Annotated in this window: 17 protein-coding genes; 14 read left to right on the top strand and 3 right to left on the bottom strand. The window is 62.0% G+C overall.

The features are described from left to right. Positions 1 to 110, bottom strand: a 110-nt coding sequence (locus AC0L3O_RS28320; RefSeq protein WP_473617280.1) for a hypothetical protein, incomplete at its 3' end; no start/stop codon positions are given. A gap of 159 nt (positions 111 to 269) precedes the next feature. Between AC0L3O_RS28320 and AC0L3O_RS28315 the strand changes: the two genes are divergently transcribed. Beyond that, a complete protein-coding gene (locus tag AC0L3O_RS28315) occupies positions 270 to 743 on the top strand; it encodes an Lrp/AsnC family transcriptional regulator (RefSeq protein WP_023799250.1) in 474 nt (157 codons plus the stop codon). Here the strand turns inward: AC0L3O_RS28315 and AC0L3O_RS28310 are convergent. Further along, complete coding sequence (locus AC0L3O_RS28310) at positions 740 to 1396, bottom strand: 5-formyltetrahydrofolate cyclo-ligase (protein ID WP_128174463.1); 657 nt, start codon at positions 1394 to 1396, stop codon at positions 740 to 742. The two genes, AC0L3O_RS28315 and AC0L3O_RS28310, sit on opposite strands and share 4 nt — an antisense overlap. A 241-nt stretch (positions 1397 to 1637) precedes the next feature. On the opposite strand from AC0L3O_RS28310, the gene AC0L3O_RS28305 reads away from it, so the two are divergent. After that, positions 1638 to 2903: an NAD(P)/FAD-dependent oxidoreductase gene (locus tag AC0L3O_RS28305; RefSeq protein WP_287240821.1), complete on the top strand. Its 1266-nt coding sequence runs from the start codon at positions 1638 to 1640 to the stop codon at positions 2901 to 2903. A gap of 207 nt (positions 2904 to 3110) precedes the next feature. Here AC0L3O_RS28305 and AC0L3O_RS28300 read toward each other — a convergent pair whose 3' ends face one another. Next, positions 3111 to 4367: an SAM-dependent methyltransferase gene (locus tag AC0L3O_RS28300; protein WP_023799247.1), complete on the bottom strand. Its 1257-nt coding sequence runs from the start codon at positions 4365 to 4367 to the stop codon at positions 3111 to 3113. Between the two features lie 243 nt (positions 4368 to 4610). Between AC0L3O_RS28300 and AC0L3O_RS28295 the strand changes: the two genes are divergently transcribed. The 12 genes from AC0L3O_RS28295 (at position 4611) to AC0L3O_RS28240 (ending at position 14979) form a co-directional block, all read left to right on the top strand. Further along, positions 4611 to 4745, top strand: a complete 135-nt coding sequence (locus AC0L3O_RS28295) for a hypothetical protein (protein ID WP_023799246.1) — start codon at positions 4611 to 4613, stop codon at positions 4743 to 4745. 108 nt (positions 4746 to 4853) lie between these two features. Continuing rightward, positions 4854 to 5144 (top strand): Dabb family protein, encoded by a 291-nt coding sequence (locus AC0L3O_RS28290; RefSeq protein WP_287240823.1) that lies wholly within the window; start codon positions 4854 to 4856, stop codon positions 5142 to 5144. A 209-nt stretch (positions 5145 to 5353) separates the two neighbouring features. Then, entirely contained in the window at positions 5354 to 6265 is a 912-nt protein-coding gene (locus tag AC0L3O_RS28285) for a VOC family protein (RefSeq protein WP_287364388.1), read from the top strand. Beyond that, positions 6262 to 7092 carry a 3-deoxy-8-phosphooctulonate synthase gene (gene kdsA / locus AC0L3O_RS28280; RefSeq protein WP_254026192.1) on the top strand — a complete coding sequence of 277 codons (831 nt, stop codon included), beginning with the start codon at positions 6262 to 6264 and terminating at the stop codon, positions 7090 to 7092. Before AC0L3O_RS28285 ends, kdsA begins: the two co-directional genes overlap by 4 nt. A gap of 101 nt (positions 7093 to 7193) precedes the next feature. Then, positions 7194 to 7397, top strand: a complete 204-nt coding sequence (locus tag AC0L3O_RS28275; protein WP_023799242.1) for a dodecin family protein — start codon at positions 7194 to 7196, stop codon at positions 7395 to 7397. Between the two features lie 97 nt (positions 7398 to 7494). Next, positions 7495 to 7860: a PRC-barrel domain-containing protein gene (locus tag AC0L3O_RS28270; RefSeq protein ID WP_023799241.1), complete on the top strand. Its 366-nt coding sequence runs from the start codon at positions 7495 to 7497 to the stop codon at positions 7858 to 7860. Positions 7861 to 8263: 403 nt separating this feature from the next. Next, entirely contained in the window at positions 8264 to 9538 is a 1275-nt protein-coding gene (eno, locus tag AC0L3O_RS28265) for a phosphopyruvate hydratase (protein WP_027154001.1), read from the top strand. A gap of 200 nt (positions 9539 to 9738) precedes the next feature. Next, entirely contained in the window at positions 9739 to 10062 is a 324-nt protein-coding gene (locus tag AC0L3O_RS28260; protein WP_128187469.1) for an FtsB family cell division protein, read from the top strand. Between the two features lie 172 nt (positions 10063 to 10234). Then, a complete protein-coding gene (gene pdhA, locus AC0L3O_RS28255; protein WP_023799237.1) occupies positions 10235 to 11281 on the top strand; it encodes a pyruvate dehydrogenase (acetyl-transferring) E1 component subunit alpha in 1047 nt (348 codons plus the stop codon). A 15-nt stretch (positions 11282 to 11296) separates the two neighbouring features. After that, positions 11297 to 12682, top strand: coding sequence for a pyruvate dehydrogenase complex E1 component subunit beta (locus AC0L3O_RS28250; RefSeq protein WP_023799236.1), 1386 nt, complete (start codon positions 11297 to 11299; stop codon positions 12680 to 12682). 101 nt (positions 12683 to 12783) lie between these two features. After that, a complete protein-coding gene (locus AC0L3O_RS28245) occupies positions 12784 to 14193 on the top strand; it encodes a pyruvate dehydrogenase complex dihydrolipoamide acetyltransferase (RefSeq protein WP_023799235.1) in 1410 nt (469 codons plus the stop codon). Between the two features lie 147 nt (positions 14194 to 14340). Beyond that, on the top strand, positions 14341 to 14979 hold the full coding sequence (locus AC0L3O_RS28240; RefSeq protein ID WP_473536106.1) for an SGNH/GDSL hydrolase family protein: 639 nt from the start codon (positions 14341 to 14343) through the stop codon (positions 14977 to 14979). Positions 14980 to 14984: the final 5 nt, after the last annotated feature.

Genomic DNA, 14984 nt, shown 5'->3' with positions numbered 1-14984 from the left:
GTCTCGACCAGCACTTCGTGGCCATGCGCGACATATTCGCGGACCGATCCCGGCGTCAGGCCGACGCGGTATTCGTGGTTCTTGATTTCCCGGGGGCAGCCGACGCGCATCTTCTTCTCCTCCTGATCCAGCCTTTTGGGGCATGTTCGCTGTTGAGAGACAGTGAACCACGAATCGTCGCGTAGGTGTTTGCGAATACGCTTGCGCAAGACGGTGCGGTTCGATAATCGTTGCGTAAAACAGCTGGATTGTCGCAGGAATCCCGAAAAATGCCGCTCGACAGGATTGATATCGCCATCCTCGAAACGTTGCAACGGGATGGGCGGATACCCAACGCGGCGCTTGCCGAGAAGGTCGGCCTGTCGCAGTCGGCCTGCTCGCGGCGGCTCGACAATCTGGAGAAATCCGGAACCATCCGCGGCTACCACGCCCGGCTTTCCAATGCCGCTCTTGGCCACCAGATGACGGCGATCGTGCATATATCGCTGTCGGGGCAATTCGAAAAGACACTGTCGGATTTCGAGGCGGCGATAAAGCGCTGCCCGAATGTGTTGTCCTGCCACCTGATGTCGGGTGAATACGATTATATCCTGCGCATCGCGGCAAAGGACCTCGTCGACTATGAGCGCATCCACAAGGAATGGCTGTCGGCAATGCCGCATGTGACGAAGATCAACTCGTCGTTCGCCTTGCGCGAGATCGTCGACCGGACGGCGGTCGGGATGAAGCCGGAACTTGCCTAGGCTTTGAAAGCCTCCGTTACCACCCGGTCCATCGGGATATCATGCGGCTGCGGGTAGATGGTGGCGATGCGCTGCAGTTCGTAGCCGACACCGATGACCAGCGGCTTGAACGGCATCGCCGCCAGCGTGCGGTCGAAGAAGCCGCCGCCATAGCCCAGCCGATACTGTCCCGGATCGATGCCGACGATCGGCGAGATGACGATGTCGGGCAGCACCGGATCGCCTTCAGCCGGGATCGGGATATTCCAGACACCTTTTTCCAGCCGATCGCCCGGAACGTAGGCGCGAAAGATAAGCGGGCGGGCTTTTTCGACGACAACAGGCAGCGCGGTACGGCCGCCGCGGTCATTGACGGAAGCCATCCAGGCCCGCAAATCCGGCTCGCCGCGGAACGGCCAGTAGAGGCTGACCATGCGGCCGGCAATGTCGCCGATCATCGCGTCGAGGCTTTCGCCGATGCGCTGCGACATTGCCGTCCGCACGTCAGCCGGGACAGCGAGGCGGGCCGCAATCAGCCGCTCGCGCTCGGCCTTGCGCCATCGTTTCACGTCGTTCCAATCGGATAGGGGCGGCCGGAATTCCGGGTCGAACTCGTGCATGAAGCAAGGCGGCGAGGAATATCGCCCCGGACCGTCGTCATGATCGCTAGCCAAGTTCCTCTCCTTTCGTCTGCTTTCGATGAAATTACACTCGGCGGCAGGATGGGGCATGTACAACAGCGACATGTTAGGGCCGGCAGTAGGCAAAGTCGGATGTTGTTGCGGTGCACAAAAGTAGCTACATCAGCCTTGGCGAAATTGCTCCCCAGTCTGCCCTCACGGCCAACTGCCCTCACGGCCCACCTGCTCTCCCGGCCAACCTGCTCCCGGCCAGCCTGCTCCCGGAGTGAATGAGATGAACGAAACCAGACATCATATCGTCGTCGTCGGGGCGGGCTTTGGGGGTCTCGAATTCACCCGCGCGCTTGACGGTGCGCCGGTGCGCATCACCATGATCGACAGGCGCAACCATCATCTTTTCCAGCCGCTGCTCTATCAGGTGGCGACTACGGCGCTGGCGACCTCGGAAGTCGCCTGGCCGATCCGCCATCTTCTGCGCAAGCGCAAGGATGTGACGACACTGCTCGCCACTGTCAGCGGCGTCGACCGCGCCGGCAAAAATGTGCTGCTCGATGATGGCGACGCGATCGCCTACGACACGCTGCTGCTGGCCACCGGCGCCCGCCACGCCTATTTCGGCCATGACGAATGGGAGCCTTTCGCACCGGGGCTAAAGACGCTGGAGGACGCCACCACCATTCGACGGCGCATTCTGCTCGCCTTCGAGCAGGCCGAGCGGGAAAGTGATCCCGCCAGGCGCCAGGCGCTGCTGACACTGGCGATCGTCGGTGGCGGACCGACCGGCGTGGAACTGGCCGGCACCATTGTCGAACTGGCGCACGAGATGCTGCGCGGCGAGTTCCGCAACATCGATACGCGGCAGACGCGCGTGGTGCTGATCGAGGCCGGCGACCGTATCCTTCCCAATTTCGCGCCGGAACTCTCCGACTATGCCAGCAAGGCGCTCGAGCGGCTTGGCGTGACGGTCGAACTCGGTCGGCCCGTGACACGTTGCGACGCGGAGGGTGTCGTCTTCGGTGAAACGCATCTGCCGGCCAGGACTATCCTGTGGGCAGCAGGCGTCGCCGCTTCGCCGGCCGCCGAATGGCTGGGGGCGGCAGCGGACCGCGCGGGCAGGGTGCTGGTCGAGCCTGATCTGACCGTGCCGGGCAACCCGGAGATTTTCGTCGTCGGTGACGCTGCACACGTCCTGCGGCCGGATGGCCGCATGGTGCCCGGCGTAGCACCCGCCGCCAAGCAGCAGGGCCGGCATGTCGCCGCGACGATCAAGGCCCGGCTTGCCGGCGACGCAGCCCCGCGGCCTTTCCGCTACAGGCATGACGGCGATCTGGCGACGATCGGCAAGCGCGCCGCCGCGATCGATTTCGGCTGGATCAAGCTCACCGGCCGGCTGGCCTGGTGGCTTTGGGGCCTGGCGCACATCTATTTCCTGATCGGCTTCCGTAACCGGCTTGCGGTTTCGCTGAGCTGGCTATGGATCTACCTGACAGGGCAGCGCAGCGCGCGGCTGATCACCCAAGGCGACGACGACAGGAACTGACGTCTCCGCCCGCGCACATGCATCCGCACGTCATCTGTTCCCTTATGGACTCGACCGGATTCAGGCGCGAAGCTCTGCTTCGGTCAGGACTTGGCACGCTGTTGAAGGCTGGCACGTCGTTGAACAGCAGCCGCCTCGAACCGCATCATCGACTTGATGTTCGACGGAGAACCAATTGATCCCATGCGGAAATTAGTCGTCGCAACCCTAAGCCCTGTAAACCACCTGGCGGACATCGATGTAGCTGGCGCGGAAGCCGGCTTCGCAATAATGCAGGTAAAACTCCCAGAGCTTCTTGAAGCGGTCGTCGAAACCGAGCGGGACGATCTTTTCCCATGACCCACAAAAACGGTGGCGCCATTCGGCGAGCGTGCGGGCATAGTCGTCCGGGAAAATGCGCTCGCGCAGATGAGCAAGGCCATGGTCTTTGCCGAGCGTTTTCAGGATCGACGGCGTCGGCAGCATGCCGCCCGGGAAGACGTAACGCTGGATGAAATCCGGCCGGGCGCGATAGGTATCGTAGGCTTTCTCGTTGATGGTGATGATCTGCAGGCCGGCGGTGCCGCCAGGCCGCAGGCAATCCTTCATCTTGCCGAAAAACACGGGCCAGTACTTTTCGCCGACCGCCTCGAACATCTCGATCGAGGCGATGCGGTCGTAGGAACCGGTTTCGTCGCGGTAGTCCTGCAGCTTGATGTCGATCTTGTCGGCAAATCCAGCCTTCTGGACGCGTGCTCTGGCGAAGTCATGCTGCTCGCGGCTGATCGTCAGCCCGGTGACGCGGCAGCCGATCTCGCGCGCGGCGAATTCGGCAAAACCGCCCCAGCCGCAACCGATTTCAAGCACGTGGTCGTTCGCGCCGATGCCCGTGTCCTTGGCCAGCGCGCGATATTTGGCGGCTTGCGCGCTTTCCAGATCGTTGGCGCCAGCCGCATAGAGCGCCGACGAATAGGTCATGCTCGGATCCAGCCATTCCTTGTAAAAGGCGTTGCCGAGATCGTAATGCGCCGAAATGTTGCGCTTCGAGCCGGTGCGGGTGTTTTGGTTGAACCAGTGGCGGACACGCTGGACGGCGTTGATCAACCAACTGGCGCCGCCGGCGATGCGCTCTCCGATTTCTGAATTGACTACGAACAGTTCGAGGAAACTGGTCACATCGGGGCTGTCCCAATCGCCGTCGATGTAGGATTCGGCGATGCCGATGGTGCCGCCGGTGAAGGCGCGGCCGGGCAAGCGCCAGTTCTTGAGCACCAGTTCGGCGTCCGGACCCGGGCCCTTGCCGCCGACGAGGACGGCGCGGCCGTCCGGCATCCTCACCTTGAGCGAGCCACGCTGCAGGTTCATCGCCGCCGACAGCACCATGCGCGCCTTGGCCGGCAGGCCTTTGACGGTCTCGGCGAAATTGAATTCGTCCAATCTGACCGCGTCGCCCGACGCAACGCCGGTGTCTTCCTTGTGAGCCATGTCACGCCCCCGGGACTTCTGCGGCGCCGGCGCAAAATCGCCGGTTTCCAACTCTCTCGCAGTTCATCGGCAGGGCGCGAACGCCGCTTCCCGATGAATCCCCGCAGCAATCTTTCACGTCATCAAGGGGAACTTCAAGAGCCAAGGCAAGCGAGCACGGATCTTGGAAAGATTTTGCGGGAGGGCGCTGATCAACGCCGGAATCACTATGGTTGCAGCCACCCGGATGCAGTAGTTTTAGCCATGCGTTATGTCATCGTCATCTGCGCCGTCACGTTCTTCCTGATCTGGGACGGGCTCTACAATCAGGGCAGCTATCTCGACACGACGGTCAGGGAGATTAACCGCATCGTGCGCTACATCACCAGCATGATGTAGGTTTCCTCGCCTTCGCCCCAACGCGTTGTTGCCGCGACATCGTTGCCGGTTGACGCAATCGTGTTGCCCACACAAAACATGGCTGCACATCAATCGAGGAGGCTGGGGTTGATCCGGCATATCGTTTTCTTCAGCGCGCGGCACAAAGAGGATGTCGAGGCCGTACGCACGGGCTTGCTGGCGCTGAGCAACATCCCCCATTCCCGTCGGTTCGAGGTGACGCTCAACAGCAAGGTCGACCCGCTTTCGGACGAGATCGACGTGGTCGTGTATGCCGAGTTCGAGAATGACGCCGCTCTGGCCGCCTATAAGGCGCATCCGCTCTATGCCGAGACGACCAGCCAGGTCAAACCGCTGCGCGAATTGCGCTATTCGGCGGACATTGTGGCTGCGACTTGAAGGGAAACTGACCGAAGCAGGAGCGCACCCGTCCGCGGCGGTTGGTTCGGTCGGATCAGCGCCCGGCCGCTTCGGCGCGTCCCAGGCCAGCATGGCCAAGAACAGCCATCGCGACGACCGCTGCCGCCATATGAAATCCCTGCGCGTCAGGCGAGGGCTCTTGAACCAACTTCCGGAATGATGCACACCGCGCCGGCATGATCGAGACGATGCCAGCACGCCCTCATTCGCCCGGCGCTTATCCGCCCGGCGCTTGTCCGCTTGACCATCTTGTGCTGCCGACCGCGAGCCTTGACGTGGCGCGGGCGCGGCTGGTTTCGCTTGGCTTTGTCGTGGCGCCGACCGGCATCCATCCTTTCGGCACGGAAAACTGCTGCGTCTTCCTTGAAGACGGCACCTATCTCGAGCTGCTGGCCGTGGGCAATGCGCAAGCGGCGGCGAAAGCGGTCGCTGACGGCAACGTCTTCGTCGCGCGCGATCGCGCCTATCGCGACAGCTGCGGCAATGAGGGATTTTCCGCCCTTGTCCTGGGCACCCAAAGTGCGGATGCCGACCACGCACGCTATGTCGAAGCCGGCCTGTCGGCTGGAGACATGCTGAGCTTTTCGCGCGCCTTCACCGACGCGGCGGGAAACAGCGACACGGCATCGTTCAAACTGGCCTTCGCCTCCGGCACCGGGGCGACGGACGCATTCCTGTTTGCCTGCGAGCGGATCAATGCGCCGAAAGTGGACCGCAGCGCGTTGCAGGTCCACGCCAATGGCGCAAACGGCATTGTCGAGGTCGTGGCGGTCAGCACCGAGCCATCCGAACAGCGCCGTTTGATTTCGATTGCGACGCACAGTCCGGCGACCGGGCAGGGGAGCAGCACTGCGTTTGACCTGCCGAACGCAACTTTGACCGTGCTTGACCCCGTGGCTTTCGAAACGCGCTTCGGCATACCTGCCGGCGCGCCATCGGAACTCCGCTTGGCGGCGATCGTCTTTTCAGTTCGTTTCGCCGACACGGTCGCCAAGCTGCTTGCAGCAAGTTCCGTAGAACATGACATACGCGGCGATGATATTGTCGTGTGGCCGGCATCCGGGCAGGGTGCGGCCTTCGTTTTCCAGGAGAAAGCATGAGCAAGCCCAATTCGTCCGTAACCGTCGGCAATGTCGTCTTCGGCAACACCGCGCCGCTGTCGCTGATTGCCGGCCCGTGCCAGCTTGAATCGCGCCAGCACGCCTTCGACATGGCTGGCGCGCTGAAGGAACTGACCGAGAAGCTCGGGCTGGGCCTCGTCTACAAGACCAGTTACGACAAGGCCAACCGCACCTCGCTTGGCGGCACGCGCGGCGCCGGGCTCGATGCGGCGCTGCCCGTGTTCGACGATTTGCGCAAGGCGTTTTCGCTGCCGATCCTGACCGATATCCACACCGAGGAACAGTGCGCGCTCGTGGCGCCGCATGTCGATATCCTGCAGATTCCGGCTTTCCTCAGCCGCCAGACCGATCTGCTGATCGCGGCGGCAAGAACCGGCAAGGTCGTCAATGTGAAGAAGGGCCAGTTCCTCGCGCCGTGGGACATGAAGAACGTCGTCGCCAAGGTCACCGGTTCCGGCAACGCCAATGTGCTGGTCACCGAGCGCGGCGCGTCCTTCGGCTACAACACGCTGGTCTCCGATATGCGCGCCCTGCCGATCATGGCCGAGATCGGCGCGCCGGTGATTTTCGACGCCACGCATTCGGTGCAGCAGCCGGGCGGGCAGGGCGGCTCGTCAGGCGGCGATCGGCGCTTCGTCGAGACGCTGGCGCGCGCCGCGGTTGCGGTCGGTGTCGCCGGCGTCTTCATCGAGACGCATCAGGATCCCGACAACGCCCCCTCCGACGGTCCCAACATGGTGCCGCTGAAGGACCTTCGGGCGCTGCTTGAAAGGCTGATGGCATTCGATCGCGTCGCCAAGGGCTGAGCAAGTTCAGCGGCCCAGCCCTAAGTCCGACCCGAAACTTGTGATCAACAGGCGCCGGTTGTACGCTGCCCAGGCAACCGAGTGCCTTGGAGGAGGAAGCCATGTCCGTCGCCCGCGTCACCGAAATCACATCATCGTCGAATAAGAGCTTTCAGGACGCCATCGAACAGGGGATTGCCCGCGCCGCAAAGACATTGAAGAACGTCGAAGGCGCCTGGATCCAGGACCAGAAGGTCGTCGTCGAGAACGGCACAATCTCCGCCTACCGCGTCAACATGAAGGTCACCTTCATCCTCGCTGAGTGATCAGCCCTGCACGTATGACCGCGTCCATAAAAGTCTGGAACCTTCGCAACCCTCTCCTCATTGTCCAACTTGAAGTGAACGACAAGAGGTGCACATCATGACAACCCAGACAGGACACACTGAAGCCATCGCTGCCTCGCGGGTGATCGGCACTTCCGTCTACAACACGGAAGGCACGCACATCGGCGACATCGAGGATGTCATGCTCGACAAATTGTCGAATGGAATCATGTTTGCCGTGATCGGCTTTGGCGGATTTCTCGGCATCGGCGAGAAATACCACGCCATTCCGTGGGCGAGCCTCGACTATGACGAGAACAAGGGCGGCTATGTCGTGCCGTTCACCAAGGAGCAACTGAAGGCAGCTCCCGCCTATTCGATCAACGAATTGACGGGCGCCGACGGTGAGGCCGCGCGTGATGCTTCATACAGTTACTACAGGGTCGAGCCTTATTGGCATTGATCTTGCTCTGCCGGAATCAAAAGGCCCCCGGTTGAACCGGGGGCCTTTTCTCTGGGATATCTACTCCGCTGCAAGGGTCGACAACTCTACCGCGCCCTGTTGAGGCTGCTGAGTGTCACACGACGTCAAAAACGCCGCCGCGATCAGGAACAAACTCACAATACCGCTCAACTGAGACATGGCGAAACTCCTCCTGTTTCGCCCCGCGCAGCTGTGAGCATAAACCAGAAAGACGCACGCCGCCAAGGCCTATGACTGACATGACTTATGATGACAGCAATTTGTGCTTCGTGATTCGATGTGGCGGAAGTGGCGGCACTATTTGCGGACGCCCCGATTGCGTTTTGCGGCACTTTGGCTAAGACGTGCGCGACGCTTCGTCAGATCAATCGGGGACATCGCAATGACTGCCATCATCGACATTGTCGGGCGCGAAATCCTGGACAGCCGCGGAAACCCGACCGTCGAGGTCGACGTCGTGCTCGAAGACGGCTCGATGGGCCGCGCTGCGGTGCCTTCCGGCGCCTCGACCGGCGCGCATGAGGCGGTCGAACTGCGCGACGGCGGCGCCCGCTACCTCGGCAAGGGCGTCCTGCGGGCGGTAGAGGCCGTCAATGGCGAGCTGTTCGAGGCGATCGGCGGGATGGAAGCCGAGAACCAGATCCACATCGACCAGACCATGATCGAGCTCGACGGCACACCCAACAAGAGCCGCCTTGGCGCCAATGCGATCCTTGGCGTGTCGCTGGCGGTGGCCAAGGCTGCGGCGGAAGCGGCTGGCCTGCCGCTCTACCGCTATGTCGGTGGCACCAAGGCGCATGTGCTTCCGGTGCCGATGATGAACATCATCAACGGTGGTGCCCATGCCGACAACCCGATCGATTTCCAGGAATTCATGATCCTGCCGATCGGTGCGCCGACACTGCGTGATGGCGTGCGCTGGGGTTCGGAAATCTTCCATACGCTGAGGAAGCGGCTGAAGGACGCCGGCCACAACACCAATGTCGGTGACGAGGGTGGCTTCGCTCCTAACTTGAAAAGCGCACCCGCAGCGCTCGATTTCATTATGGAATCAATCGAGAAGGCCGGCTTCAAGCCGGGCGAAGAGGTTGCGCTCGGCCTCGACTGCGCCGCGACCGAATTCTTCAAGGACGGCAACTACGTCTATGAAGGCGAGAAAAAGACCCGCGATCCGAAGACCCAGGCCAAGTATCTGGCCAAGCTCGCCGCGGACTATCCGATCATTACCATCGAGGATGGTCTGGCCGAGGACGACTGGGACGGCTGGAAAACGCTGACCGACCTCATCGGCAACAAGACCCAGCTGGTCGGCGACGATCTGTTCGTCACCAATACAGCCCGGCTGCGCGACGGCATCCGCATGGGCGTCGCCAATTCTATCCTGGTCAAGGTCAACCAGATCGGCTCACTGACCGAAACGCTCGATGCCGTCGAGACCGCGCACAAGGCCGGCTACACCGCGGTCATGTCGCACCGCTCGGGCGAAACCGAAGATTCGACCATCGCGGATCTCGCCGTCGCCACCAATTGCGGGCAGATCAAGACGGGTTCGCTGTCGCGCTCGGATCGCATGGCCAAGTACAACCAGCTCATCCGCATCGAGGAAGAGCTCGGCAAGCAGGCGCTCTACGCTGGCAAGTCGATCGTGAAGGGCTGAGCCGCAGAAAATCCGAAAACCCAGAAAATCCGAAAACGAAAGGGCGGGGCATTCTCGCCTTTTTTGTTTCAACACCGCCAGATCCGGTCGTCCGTAACCGTCCATTAAGCACAATCGGGCGAGAAAGGGCTCGGTCGCAGAGAGGTTAGAGCGCCTTTGCGCGTCCAGGCGGGCGCGCGGCGCTCTAAGGGATTTGGATCATGTGGACACGTCAGCACAAGCAGAGAAATACCGGTCGGCTGATCATCCCCTCGCTCTGCGTGGCGTTCCTCGCCTATTTCGGCTTTCACGCCTACCACGGCGAATTCGGCATCTATTCCAAATACCGGTTGGAAGCCGAAGCCGTCGACCTGCAAGGTAAGCTCGATGCCGTCAAGGCGCGCCGGCTCGATCTGCAGCGGCGTGTTCAGCTCATGCATCAGGGCACGCTGGAGAAGGACATGCTCGACGAGCAGGCGCGCAAGGCGCTCAATGTATCCCACGCCGACGAAATCACCATCATGTTGCCGGCTACGGCAAGATAACCGAATTGAAGTTAATCGCCGATATTTTCAACGATTTTAATCGCTTAGACGCATGTCAGCCATGCATTTTTCAGCATGGCGAAACGCTTTCCCGCGTGTTAGCCTTTGCCAAATCGGTGGGGAGAACTGATCTCCCTCAGTGTCCGCAAGAGACGCCAACAGGGAGTGATGAATGGCCACCGCCGCCAGAAAAGCGCCTGCCAAAACCAAACCCAAATCCGACGGCAAATCGGCAGGGCTTTCAGCCCCCAAACCTGTCGACTTCACCAAGGATGAGGAGCTTGACGCCTACCGGCGCATGCTGCTGATCCGCCGCTTCGAGGAAAAGGCCGGCCAGCTCTACGGCATGGGCTTCATCGGCGGCTTCTGCCACCTCTATATCGGCCAGGAAGCAGTTGTCACCGGCATGAAGATGGCGCTGATCGACGGCGACCAGATGATCACCGCCTACCGCGACCATGGTCACATGCTGGCGATGGAACTGTCGCCGCGCGGCGTCATGGCCGAATTGACCGGGCGCCGCGGCGGCCTGTCCAGGGGCAAGGGCGGCTCCATGCACATGTTCTCCAAGGAGAAGCATTTTTACGGCGGCCACGGCATTGTCGGCGCGCAGGTTTCGCTCGGCACCGGCCTCGCCTTCGCCAATCGCTATCGTGGCAACAACAATGTGACACTGACCTATTTCGGCGACGGCGCCGCCAATCAGGGCCAGGTCTATGAGAGCTTCAACATGGCCTCGCTGTGGAAGCTGCCGGTGATCTTCATCATCGAGAACAACCGCTATGCCATGGGCACCTCGGTAACGCGTTCGTCGGCCGAGACGGATTTTTCGCACCGCGGCGCCTCCTTCAAGATTCCGGGCATCCAGGTCGATGGCATGGACGTCCGTGCAGTCAAGGCAGCCGGCGATCTCGCCACCGAATGGTGCCGTGACGGCAAGGGGCCGCTGATTCTCGAAATGCAGACCTATCGCTACCGCGGCCACTCGATGTCCGATCCGGCAAAATACCGCTCCAAGGAAGAAGTGCAGAAGATGCGCTCCGAGCGCGACCCGATCGAGCAGGTCAAGGCGCGCCTGCTCGACAAGAAGTGGGCTGATGAGGACGAGCTCAAAGCGGTCGACAAGGAGGTCCGCGACATTGTCGCCGACGCCGCCGAATTTGCCCAGAACGACGCAGAGCCGGATCCGTCCGAGCTCTGGACCGATATCGTACTGTAACGAGAGGGCAAGGCCATGCCGATCGAAATTCTCATGCCCGCTCTCTCGCCGACTATGGAAGAGGGCAATGTTTCCAAATGGTTGAAGAAAGAGGGCGATAAGGTTGTCGCTGGTGATGTGATCGCCGAGATCGAAACCGATAAGGCGACGATGGAAGTCGAGGCCGTCGACGAAGGCACGCTAGCCAAGATCGTGGTTCCTGCCGGCACCGAAGGTGTCAAGGTCAACACGCTGATCGCCGTGCTCGCCGTTGATGGTGAAGACATCGACAAGGCAGGCGAAGGCATCGGCGAGGAACCTGCCAAGGCGGAAACTGCAGCGCCAGCGCCTGCTGCGGCCAAAAGCGAGGGCGCAGCACCTGTCGCCGCGGCGCCGAGAACCGAAATCGCCGCCGATCCCGACATCCCGGCCGGCACGGAGATGGTCTCGACCACGGTGCGCGAAGCGCTGCGTGACGCGATGGCCGAGGAAATGCGCCGTGACGCAGACGTCTTCGTGATGGGCGAGGAGGTCGCCGAGTACCAGGGCGCTTACAAGATCACGCAAGGGCTGCTGCAGGAATTCGGGGCGCGTCGCGTCGTCGACACACCGATCACCGAGCACGGTTTTGCCGGCGTCGGTGTTGGCGCGGCGATGGCCGGCCTGAGGCCGATCGTCGAGTTCATGACCTTCAACTTCGCCATGCAGGCGATAGATCATATCATCAACTCTGCCGCCAAGACGCTCTATATGTCCGGCGGCCAGATGGGCGCGCCCATCGTCTTCCGCGGGCCAAACGGCGCGGCCGCCCGCGTCGCCGCCCAGCACTCACAGTGCTATGCCGCCTGGTACAGCCACATTCCCGGCCTCAAAGTGGTGATGCCCTACACCGCCGCCGACGCCAAGGGATTGCTAAAGGCCGCGATCCGTGACCCGAATCCGGTCATCTTCCTCGAGAACGAAATCCTCTACGGCCAGTCCTTCGATGTGCCGAAGATCGACGATTTCGTGCTGCCGATCGGCAAGGCGCGCATCCACAAGTCGGGCAAGGATGTCACCATCGTCTCTTTCGGCATCGGCATGAGCTACACGGTGAAGGCAGAGGCCGAATTGCGTGGCATGGGCATCGATGCCGAGATCATCGACCTCAGGACCATCCGCCCTCTCGATTTCGACACCATCATCGCCTCGGTCAAGAAGACCAATCGTCTCGTGGTGGTGGAGGAAGGATTCCCGCAGAGCTCGGTCGGCGACCACATCGCCAGCCAGGTGTCGCAGCGCGCCTTCGATTTCCTCGACGCGCCGGTCATCACCATTGCCGGCAAGGACGTGCCGATGCCCTATGCGGCAAACCTCGAAAAGCTGGCGCTGCCCAATGTCGGCGAGGTCGTCGAGGCGGTCAAGGCCGTCACATATCGCTGATGAATGGGGAGGATCCGGTGGCGACTGCGAGAGAGACTCTTTCGCTATCTGTATAGCGCTGCTGACACGGTGAACGCATTTCGCTTGGGAGAAGAATACCTATGCCGATCAACATCACCATGCCGGCCCTGTCGCCCACGATGGAAGAGGGCAATCTTGCCAAGTGGCTGGTCAAGGAGGGCGACAAGGTTTCGCCGGGCGATGTGATCGCCGAGATCGAGACCGACAAGGCGACGATGGAAGTCGAAGCTGTCGATGAGGGCACGGTGGCCAAGCTGGTGGTTCCAGCCGGCACCGAAGGCGTCAAGGTCAACGCGCTGATCGCCGTGCTCGCGGCCGAAGGTGAAGATGCGGCGGCTGCCGCGAAAAGCGGCGACGGCGCTGCGCCGGCAAAGGCCGAGGCAAAACAGGATAAGGCGCCAATCTCCCCACCCGTGGGGGAGATGTCGACGAAGTCGACAGAGGGGGGCGCTGTCCCGCCAGCGGCAAGGAACGAGGCGCCCCCCTCTGGCCTGCCGGCCATCTCCCCCACAAGGGGGGAGATCAGCCAGTCGGACGGTCGCACCTTCGCCTCGCCGCTGGCCCGTCGCATCGCCCGGGAAGCCGGTGTCGATGTCTCCGCCGTGACCGGCTCCGGCCCGCATGGGCGCGTGGTCAAGGCCGATGTCGACGCAGCGATTTCCAGCGGCGGCGCCAAGGCGGCACCCGCCGCGAAAGCGGCACCTGCCGGCGCTCCGGCTCCGGCGGCCGCAGCCAAGCCAATGTCGGACGACCAGGTGCTGAAACTGTTTGCCGACGGCTCTTACGAGCTTGTTCCGCATGACAACATGCGCAAGACCATTGCGCGCCGGCTGGTCGAGGCCACGACCACCATCCCGCACTTCTACCTGACGCTCGACTGCGAGCTTGATGCGCTTCTGGCCCTGCGCGCGCAGCTCAATGCGGCCGCCCCGGTGAAGAAGACCGACAAGGGTGAGGCGCCGGCCTACAAGCTGTCGGTCAACGACATGATCATCAAAGCGATGGCAATGGCGCTGATGGCGGTGCCGGATGCCAATGCGTCATGGACCGAGAGCGCCATGGTCAAGCACAAGCATGCCGACGTCGGTGTCGCCGTGTCGATCCCCGGCGGGCTGATCACGCCGATCATCCGGCGCGCCGACGAAAAGACGCTGTCGGTCATCTCCAACGAGATGAAGGATCTTGCCAGCCGCGCGCGCAGCCGCAAGCTGAAGCCGGAAGAATACCAGGGCGGCACCACGGCGGTGTCCAATCTCGGCATGTTCGGCATCAAGGACTTTGCCGCCGTCATCAACCCGCCGCATGCGACGATCCTGGCGGTCGGCGCCGGCGAGGAGCGCGCGGTGGTCAAGAACGGTGAGATCAGAACAGCGACAATCATGTCGGTGACATTGTCGACCGATCACCGCGCCGTCGACGGCGCGCTCGGCGCCGAACTCCTCGTCGCCTTCAAACGCATGATCGAAAACCCGATGGGCATGCTGGTCTAGAAAGGAAGGAGGGGGTGCGGAAAAACTCTTCACCAGCCTTTTTGCCTTCAGCCTTTCCAGCGTTGCAACGATCGTCGTGCATTGGCTGTTCGTGGGTTGGCGGGTGAGGCGCGCGCAGGCGAATTTCGACCGGAGTGGGGCAAACGCATGAAAACAGTCCTTTGCTACGGCGATTCGCTCACCTGGGGCTATGATGCGGCAAGTCTGGATCGTCACCCGCTCAACGACCGCTGGCCGAGTGTGCTGCAGGCGACGTTGGGAGGCGGTATCGAGGTCATCGCCGAAGGCTTGAACGGCCGCACAACGGCTTTCGACGACCATCTGGCCGGCGCCGACCGTAACGGCGCAAGAGTGCTGCCGACGATCCTGATGACGCATGCGCCGATCGACCTGGTCATCATCATGCTCGGCGCCAACGACATGAAGCCGTGGATTCACGGCAATCCGGTCGCCGCCAAGCAAGGCATGCAGCGCCTGATCGATATCGTGCGCGGTCACGACTACCCGTTCGATTGGCCGTCGCCGCAGGTCCTGATCGTCGCGCCGCCCGCTGTCAGCCGCACGGAAAACGCCGAATTCAAAGAAATGTTCGCCGGCGGCGATGAAGCGTCGAAGCGGCTGGCGCCGCAATATTCTGTCCTTGCCGACGAGGTCGGCTGCGGCTTCTTCGATGCCGGCTCGGTGGCCGAGACCACGCCACTCGACGGCGTCCATCTCGACGCAGAGAACACGCGGAAAGTCGGGCAGGCATTGGCGCCAATCGTGCGCGTCATGCTGGAACTCTAAAGAAT

The organism is Mesorhizobium sp. WSM4810, from assembly GCF_055811235.1.
This window is presented reverse-complemented; position numbering and strand designations above follow the sequence as displayed.

Coding starts and splice junctions, on each gene's coding strand:
- AC0L3O_RS28275 (WP_023799242.1), top strand. CDS start 7,194: ATGTCCGTCGCCCGCGTCACCGAAATCACATCATCGTCGAATAAGAGC.
- AC0L3O_RS28315 (WP_023799250.1), top strand. CDS start 270: ATGCCGCTCGACAGGATTGATATCGCCATCCTCGAAACGTTGCAACGG.
- AC0L3O_RS28285 (WP_287364388.1), top strand. CDS start 5,354: ATGCCAGCACGCCCTCATTCGCCCGGCGCTTATCCGCCCGGCGCTTGT.
- AC0L3O_RS28245 (WP_023799235.1), top strand. CDS start 12,784: ATGCCGATCAACATCACCATGCCGGCCCTGTCGCCCACGATGGAAGAG.
- AC0L3O_RS28240 (WP_473536106.1), top strand. CDS start 14,341: ATGAAAACAGTCCTTTGCTACGGCGATTCGCTCACCTGGGGCTATGAT.
- pdhA (WP_023799237.1), top strand. CDS start 10,235: ATGGCCACCGCCGCCAGAAAAGCGCCTGCCAAAACCAAACCCAAATCC.
- AC0L3O_RS28270 (WP_023799241.1), top strand. CDS start 7,495: ATGACAACCCAGACAGGACACACTGAAGCCATCGCTGCCTCGCGGGTG.
- AC0L3O_RS28295 (WP_023799246.1), top strand. CDS start 4,611: ATGCGTTATGTCATCGTCATCTGCGCCGTCACGTTCTTCCTGATCTGG.
- kdsA (WP_254026192.1), top strand. CDS start 6,262: ATGAGCAAGCCCAATTCGTCCGTAACCGTCGGCAATGTCGTCTTCGGC.
- eno (WP_027154001.1), top strand. CDS start 8,264: ATGACTGCCATCATCGACATTGTCGGGCGCGAAATCCTGGACAGCCGC.
- AC0L3O_RS28250 (WP_023799236.1), top strand. CDS start 11,297: ATGCCGATCGAAATTCTCATGCCCGCTCTCTCGCCGACTATGGAAGAG.
- AC0L3O_RS28260 (WP_128187469.1), top strand. CDS start 9,739: ATGTGGACACGTCAGCACAAGCAGAGAAATACCGGTCGGCTGATCATC.
- AC0L3O_RS28305 (WP_287240821.1), top strand. CDS start 1,638: ATGAACGAAACCAGACATCATATCGTCGTCGTCGGGGCGGGCTTTGGG.
- AC0L3O_RS28300 (WP_023799247.1), bottom strand. CDS start 4,367: ATGGCTCACAAGGAAGACACCGGCGTTGCGTCGGGCGACGCGGTCAGA.